The organism is Streptomyces sp. NPDC055239 (assembly GCF_053606205.1).
In genome coordinates this window covers 1-1,799 of sequence record NZ_JBSGRD010000037.1, presented here as the reverse complement: position 1 = coordinate 1,799, position 1,799 = coordinate 1, and the positions used below count along the sequence as shown (strand labels likewise).

Annotated in this window: 3 protein-coding genes; 2 read left to right on the top strand and 1 reads right to left on the bottom strand. The window is 68.1% G+C overall.

Annotation, left to right across the window (positions count from 1 at the left end):
* The coding region (locus ACWFRJ_RS44530) for a sensor histidine kinase (RefSeq protein WP_453544815.1) at positions 1–478 on the top strand (478 nt) is incomplete at its 5' end.
* Between the two features lie 98 nt (positions 479–576).
* Entirely contained in the window at positions 577–1,239 is a 663-nt protein-coding gene (locus ACWFRJ_RS44525; RefSeq protein WP_453544813.1) for a response regulator, read from the top strand.
* Here the strand turns inward: ACWFRJ_RS44525 and ACWFRJ_RS44520 are convergent.
* The coding region (locus ACWFRJ_RS44520; protein WP_453544811.1) for a sensor histidine kinase at positions 1,229–1,799 on the bottom strand (571 nt) is incomplete at its 5' end. The two genes, ACWFRJ_RS44525 and ACWFRJ_RS44520, sit on opposite strands and share 11 nt — an antisense overlap.

Below are 1,799 nucleotides of genomic sequence, written 5' to 3'. Positions count from 1 at the left end.
CGTGGTGGGGGTGTTGAGGTCCCCGCAGAGTGCGGAGGCGTTGGTGATGCCGGGTCCTGCTGGTGGTGGGGACGAGGTCGAGGGGGTGCGGCTTTCGGTGTTGGTGGAGGAGTCGCGGGCGGTGGGGGTCGATGTGGAACTTGACGAGGTCGGGGACGGGTCGGTGTGGTCGCCGGTGGTGGCGCGTACGGCGTACCGGGTGGTGCAGGAGGCGTTGACGAACGTACGCAAGCACGCACCAGGCAGCTCGGTACGCGTCGAAGTGCGCTATGACGCGGGGCGGGTGCGGATCGCGAACTCGGCGGCGACACAGGCGCTGGACACGGAACTGGCGTCGAGCGGGTCGGGGAGCGGCCTGGAGGGCTTGTGCAGGCGGGTCGAACTGGTCGGCGGGACCTTCGAGTTCGGGCCGACCGCCGACGACGGCTTTCACGTGGAGTCGGTTCTGCCGGTAGAACGCGCCACCACGGCCTCATGACCCTGATTGCGCGGACCTGATTGCCCGGACCGGGTCTGCCCCCGCACGCATTCACTCGCAGAGGATTGGCGGGACGAGTCTTAGGTAGACTGCATGACATGGCGCGCGAAACCGTAAAGGTGTTGGTCGTTGACGACGAGCCCATGGTCTGCGCGCATTTGAGGACGATTCTCGGGTCCGCGGATGATATCGACGTCGTCGATGAAGCCCATGACGGCGCGGCCGCCGTGGAGAGCGTCGTGCGCTACCGCCCCGATCTCGTTCTCATGGATCTGCGGATGCCGGGGGTCGACGGCCTCACGGCGATCGAAGGCATCATGAAACTCGACCAGCCGCCGAAAGTCGTGGCGCTCACCACATTCGACGCCGACCAATACGTGATGCGTGCCCTGCGCAGCGGGGCCAGCGGATTTCTGGTGAAGTCCACACCCCCCGAGCACCTCATCGGCCTGGTCCGCGTCGCCGCCGACGGGCACACGGTTCTCTCGCCCGACGCCATGCGCCGCATCATCGCCTCCTCCTCGGACGAGGACGCGGCACGCGAGCGCGCCAAGAAGCTCATCGGCAAGCTCACGGACCGCGAGACGGACGTGCTCACCTGCCTCGGCGAGGGCCTGTCGAACGCCCAGATCGCCACGAAGCTGTTCCTCAGCGAGGCCACGGTCAAGGGCTACGTCTCGCGCATGCTGGTCAAGCTGGAGTGCACGAACAGGACGCAGGCAGGGCTGCTCGCCTACGACGCGGGGCTCGTCACCCGCTGAGCGCGTTCGACGACGAAGAGGACGGCCCCGGCGGCCTTTTGGGGTGGACCCACGTCTCTGTCGTGGGTACGTACGCGGGCAGTACGGATTCGATGCGGAAGCCGCCGTCGGTGAGGGGCCCGCACTCAAGGGTGCCGCCGACCAGTTCGACCCGCTGACGCAGGCCCTTCAGGCCGCTCCCCGACCCGCTCGACACCAACTCGGGATCCAGCGCGCGCGTCGCCGTCGAGTTCACCACACGTAGCCGCACCGTTCCCGTCGCGTAGTGCCGCACTTCGACGCGTACCGAGCTGCCCGGTGCGTGCTTGCGTACGTTCGTCAATGCCTCCTGCACCACCCGGTACGCCGTACGCGCCACCACCGGCGACCACACCGACCCGTCCCCGACCTCATCAAGCTCCACATCGACCCCCACCGCCCGCGACTCCTCCACCAACACCGAAAGCCGCACCCCCTCAACCCCCACAGCCTCACCCCCACCGCCGCCGGCGTCCGGCGTCACCAACCCCACCGACTCCAACGCCTCCGCGCTCTGCGGGGACCTCAACACCCCCACCACA

Bases quoted from the DNA above. Each gene is read 5' to 3' on its own strand.
- ACWFRJ_RS44525 (WP_453544813.1), top strand. From the start codon at position 577: ATGGCGCGCGAAACCGTAAAGGTGTTGGTCGTTGACGACGAGCCCATG.